This is a genomic window from Mycobacterium sp. NGS27 (assembly GCF_059813005.1).
In genome coordinates this window covers 1-6,066 of record NZ_JCALDT010000017.1, presented here as the reverse complement: position 1 = coordinate 6,066, position 6,066 = coordinate 1, and the positions used below count along the sequence as shown (strand labels likewise).

General features: G+C 66.1%; 1 protein-coding gene. It reads right to left on the bottom strand.

Features of this window, described 5'->3' with window-relative positions; genetic code table 11:
* On the bottom strand, nucleotides 1-6,066 hold a 6,066-nt coding region (locus AC5Y30_RS25350; RefSeq protein WP_499922032.1), incomplete at both ends, for an amino acid adenylation domain-containing protein.

Here is a 6,066-nt window from a genome sequence, read left to right as displayed (position 1 = left end):
TTCGATGGTGGGTGCGTCGAACACATCGGTGCGAAACTCCACCGTCCCGCCAATCCCGGCGGGCGCCCCTGATTCATCCCAGCGCTGCCCAAGGGAAAGCGACAGGTCCATGCGCGCGGTGTGGGTGTGCACCGGCAGCGGCGATGCCTGCACCTCGCCCAACGCCACCATCGCTGCCGGGTCGGCGGCCTGCCAGTTCTGCCAGGCCAACATCACCTGCACCAGCGGGTGATGCGCCAGGCTGCGGGTGGGATTGAGCCGATCAACAAGCACCTCGAAGGGCACGTCTTGGTGGTCATAGGCGGCCAGGCTGCGCGCGCGCACCTGGGCCAGCAACTCAGCGATCGTGGGATCGCCACCTAGATCCACCCGCAACACCAACGTGTTGACGAAAAAACCCACCAACTCATCAAGCGCCGGATCACGCCGGCCCGCGACCGGAAACCCCACCGCCACATCGCAACTAGCACCCAGCGTGCCCAACAGCACCGCAAGCGCGGCCTGCACCACCATGAAGCTCGTCGCATCGTGCTCGCGAGCCAGCCGAGTCATCCCCAACTGCAGCTGGGCTGGCCAGTCCACCGTCACCGTGGCGCCGCGCTGATCAGCGACCGGCGGATAGGGCCGATCGGTGGGCAACACCAGCCGCTCAGGCAGCCCCGCCAGCACCTGTTCCCAATACGCCAGCTGCGCGCCGATGCGGCTGCCGGGATCGTCGAGGCCACCGAACTGGGCGCGCTGCCACAGCGTGTAGTCGACATACTGCACCGCCAACGGCGCCCATCCCGGGACGTGGCCGCTCAGCCGCGCCCGATACGCCTTGCCCAGATCGGCCACCAACGCGGTGAGCGACCAGCCGTCAGCGGCGATATGGTGCACCACCGCCACCAACACATGCTCATCAGCAGCGATCCGGAAAAGCCTGGCCCGCAACGGAATCTCGCTCGCCAGATCAAAACCGTGACCCGCCGTCTCCACGATCGCTTGATCAAGCCGATCCCGCGACCAGCCGGCCGCATCGATGATCTGCCAACCAAAATCGACACCCCCAGCGGCCCTCACCACCTGATGCGGAACACCATCGACCGCGCCGAACACCGTGCGCAGACTCTCATGGCGGCCCACCACATCACCGAACGCCGCCCCCAACGCCCCAGCATCCAAGCGCCCACACAACCGCAACGCCGTCGCCATGTTGTAGACCGCCGACGGGCCCTGCAACTGATCGATAAACCACAACCGGTTCTGGGCAAACGACAACGGCACCACCGCCGGACGCTCACCGGCAGCCACCACCGGCTCCAACCCACCCCCACCCGAACCGATCCGGGCCGCCAACCGGGCCACCGTCGGCGCATCGAAAACCTCACGCACCCCAAGACCAGCACCCAACGAGGTATTGACCGCCGCGACCAACCGCATCGCCGACAACGAATCCCCACCCAAATCAAAGAACGAATCATCGACCCCGACCCGCTCCACACCCAGCACCCGCGCATAGATACCGGCCAAAACATCCTGCATGGGCGTGACCGGAGCCCGGTAACGATCGACATCGCCGTACTCCGGTACCGGCAGGGCCCGCTTGTCGAGCTTGCCGTTGACCGTCAACGGCAACGCCTCAACCACCACCACCGCCGCGGGCACCATCCAAGCCGGCAACCGCTCGCCCAGCCCCTCACGCAGCTCGGCCGGATCCACCGCTCCGACAACGTAACCCACCAACCGCTTCTCACCGGGCCGATCCTCACGGGCAACCACCGCCGCCTGCTCCACCCCAGCCAAACCGGCCAACACCGCCTGAATCTCACCCAGCTCGATGCGATACCCGCGGATCTTCACCTGCTCATCAGCACGACCCACATACTCCAACTGCCCACCCGCACCCCACCGCACCAAATCCCCGGTGCGATACATCCGCGCCCCCACACCACCAGCCGCACACGCCACAAACCGCGACCCGGTCAACCCCGCCCGACCCACATACCCCACCCCCACCCCGCGCCCGGCCACATACAACTCCCCCACCACCCCGACCGGCACCGGACGCAACCAACCATCCAGCACAAAAAAAGCCAAATGACCCAACGGCACCCCAATCGGGCTCACACTGACATCCACATCACGCTCGACGATTTCGCGGAACGACGCATGCACCGTCGTCTCGGTGGTGCCATACAAATTGATCAACCGCGGCAACCCCGAATGCTGGTCCATCCACCCACCCAGACGCTGCGGCTCCAACGCCTCACCAGCAAACAACACCGCCCGCAACCCCAGCCGGCCCTGCGGTTCGCAGGCCAGTGCATCGACTGCCTGCAACGCATAAAACGCCGACGGGGTCTGACTCAACACCCCGACCCGCTCACGGATCAGCAACGCGTGCAAGTCTTCTGGCGAACGAGCCACCAACTCAGGCACCACCACCAAGCGCCCACCACCCAACAACGCGCCAAAGATCTCACACACCGACACATCGAAGGCCAACGAATGCCACTGCGACCACACCTGGCCCGCCAACACCACACGCTCGCCCAGCGACCCCAAAAGCTCGATCACACTGCGATGAGTAACCGCCACCCCCTTCGGCACCCCCGTCGTGCCCGAGGTGTAAATCACATAGGCAATATCATCGGCCGCCGGCACCGCCAACCCCGCCGACGAAAACCCCAAAACCCCAGGATCCTCAACATCGATCACCGCCACACCAAAACCACCCAGCCGCGACACAAACTCAGCAGTAGTGACCACCGCGACCGGCCCGGCATCACCCACCATGAACCCCACCCGCGCCTGCGGCGCCGCCGGATCAATCGGCAAATACCCCGCCCCAGTCTTAAGCACCGCCACAACCGCCACGACCGCCTCGACCGACCGCGACAACAACAACGCCACAACCCGTCCCGGACCCGCACCCCGGGCCACCAACAGATGCGCCAACCGATTCGACGCCTCATCAAGCTCGCGATAACTCATCGACCGACCCGCAAAACTAACCGCCACCGCCCCCGGCACACGCCCCACCTGCGCACCAAACACCGCCGGAATCGACACCCCCGACACCACCGGCGCACCCAACACCGCCCGATTACCCCACCCCCACAAACAATCTCGCTCAACACCACCAACCACACCCACCGACGACAACCGCCGCCCCGAATCACCCGTCATCCCCACCAACACCCCCCGCAACCGCCCCACCAACACCTCGACACTGGCGGCATCAAACACATCAGTGTCGAATTCGATACGCAGGCCGAGTTGGGTGCCGGGAGTGGCTTGGACCGTCAGCGGGTAGTGGTTGTATTCGCGGCTGGTGAACGCCGCGATGTTCAACCCGTCGACGCCCAACGGTGCGCCGGTGTCGATCGGGTAGTTCTGGAACACGAACAGCGTATCGAACAGTTGGTCGTGGCCGGTGCTGCGGTGGATCTCGCTAAGCGCAAGGTGTTGATGCTCAAGGGTTTTGGTGTGGGCGCGTTGCAGATGGTCCAGCAGGTCGGCGGTGCTGGTCGCGTGCGTGATGTTCGCTCGCACCGGCACCGTGTTGATCAAAAGGCCTACCATCGCGTCCGCACCGACGATGTCGGCCGGCCTGCCCGAGACTGCGACGCCGAAGGCGACATCGGGGCGGCCGGTCAGCGAGGTCAGCAGTAACGCCCAGGCGGCCTGCAGCACGGTGTTGACGGTGGTGTGCTGCGAGCGGGCCAGCTGACCGAGGGCGCGCGTGATTTCGTCCGGCAACAGATATGAGGTGACGCCTCGCGGGCCGAGCTGCGGACGCCCTGGTGGACCCACCAATGTGGGGGTGTCAAAGCCCGCCAGCACCTCACGCCAGGCCGCCTGTGCGGCGTCGAGGTCTCGCTCGGCCAGCCAGGTGACGAATCTGCGATACGGGACCGGCGCCGGAAGCCGTTGACCGTAGTAGCCGGCGAAGATTTCTTGCAACAGGATTGGCAGCGACCAGCCATCCAGCACGATGTGGTGCGAGGTCACCACGAGTTCGTGCCGGTCTGGCGCCGTACGGATCAACGTGACCCGGAAGGCCGGCGGGGCGGTGAGGTCGCAGACCGCCGCCCGTTCGGCCGCACACACCAACGGGATCTGCTGCGAGGCGTCGGCACCGTCGAGGTCGACATACCGCCAGGGTGTCTCGGGATTGGCGGGAATGACCTGTACCGGCTCGTCAAATTGTTGGCAGAAGCGCGCCGCGAGGTTCGGATGCCGACTGACCACCGTGTGAACGGCGTCGCGGAGCTTGTGCCGGTCGAGGGGTCCGCTCAACGTGATGTCGAGCTGCATCGCATAGACAGCGTCATCGTTGCCGTGCGCGGTGCTGGCGTGGAAGAACAGTCCGTGCTGCATCGGGGTCAACGGCAACACGTCAGCAATCGCGTATTGCCGCTGCAGCTCGTCGATCTGTAGCTGGCTGAGCCGGGCCGGCGCGATGTCGGACGGTGTCAGCCCGCCCCCGCCGTGTTGGACGTGCGCACAGATGCCGACGAGGGCGTCGAACCATAGCTGGCTGAGCCGGCCGACTTGGGTGTGATCCAGTGCCGATTGCGCCCACGTCCAGTTCGCGTGCAGGTACGGGCCGGCCTCGGTGTCGACGGTGCCGATGTTGAGTTCGAGGGTGTGCGCCAGCGGCATCGGTATCGCTGTGGCCGCGCCGGTGGCCGACAGGCCGTCCTGACTGATCCGCCACAAGTCGCCGAGCACGTCGGGCGCCGCGCCCAAACGACCCAGATAGTTGAATCCAATCGCCGGGTCGGCCCCGGCGAGCTCGATGCCGGCATTCAGATAGCGCAACAGACCATAGGTCAGCGGCTCGGGCACGGCGCGGAGCTGCTCTTTGGCGTCCTTTATCGCCCCGCCCAGCGCAGCCTCACCGGCCACCACCTGCGGCCAGGAAACGCCGCCTATCGTCAAGGCCACCGGATATTTGGTGGTGAACCATCCCACCGTGCGCGACAGGTCGACATCCGCGGCCAGTTCCTCATGCCGCCCGTGCCCCTCGACGTCGATGCCGACGGGAGCGCTGCCGGCGCCTCGGAAATGCGTCCACGCCAATCCGAAGGCGATCAACAAGATGTCCTGGACGCCGGCGTGGAACGCGGCCGGCACCTCAGCGAGAAGCAGCCGGGTGGTTTCGGCATCCAGTTCCACCGACAAGTGCCCAGCCGTGGCGAACGTATCCGCTTGCGGTTGGATTGCGGGCAACGCGGCGGGGGCTGCCGCCATCCGGCGCCACGCCTCGGCGTGTTCTACCACCGTTGGCTCGTGCGCCTGTCTGCTCAGCAGCGAGGCCCACCGGGCGAATGATGTTCCGCCCTCCGGCAATGTCACCGGCTGGCCGCTGTGGTGCTGCGCCCACGCGATGTTGAGATCCTCCAACAGGATTCGCCACGACACCCCGTCAACGGCGAGATGGTGAATGATCAGCGCCAGCTGGCCCGTGTCGGCAATCCACAAGGCGCGCAGCATCATTCCGGCGGCCGGATCCAATCGCGAGCGCGCCGCGATCAGCGCCTCGTCCGATAACGCGTCCGCCGATTGCAGGCAGCCGCGCGCGTCCACCGAGCCCGCCTCCGGCACGGTCAACGACCAATCCCCGCCGTTCTCCTCATCGACGCGCAACCGCAACATGGCGTGGCGGTCTAGCAAGGCCTGCAACATCACCACCACGTCGGCCTCGGTCACCCCCGCCGGGGCCTGTACCACGATGGTCTGGTTGAACTGGTCAACCGGACCGTCCACGCCGGCCAGCCATCGGATGATCGGGGTGGGAATCACCGGCCCGACACCGGCATCGGCGAAGTCCCCGACGGCGGTCATGGCCGTCGCCACTCGGGCCAGCCGGGCGACCGTCTGCTCGACGAAAATGTCGCGCGGCCTCAACGCCAGGCCAGCGGCCTTGGCCCGGGCGACTACCTGCATCGACAAAATGGAATCCCCACCCAGCTCGAAGAAGGAGTCGTCGACACCGACTTGGTCCACGCCGAGGGCTTGGGCGTAGATGCCGGCGAGTATCTTCTCGGTGCTGGTGGCTGGGGCGCGGTAGTGCTC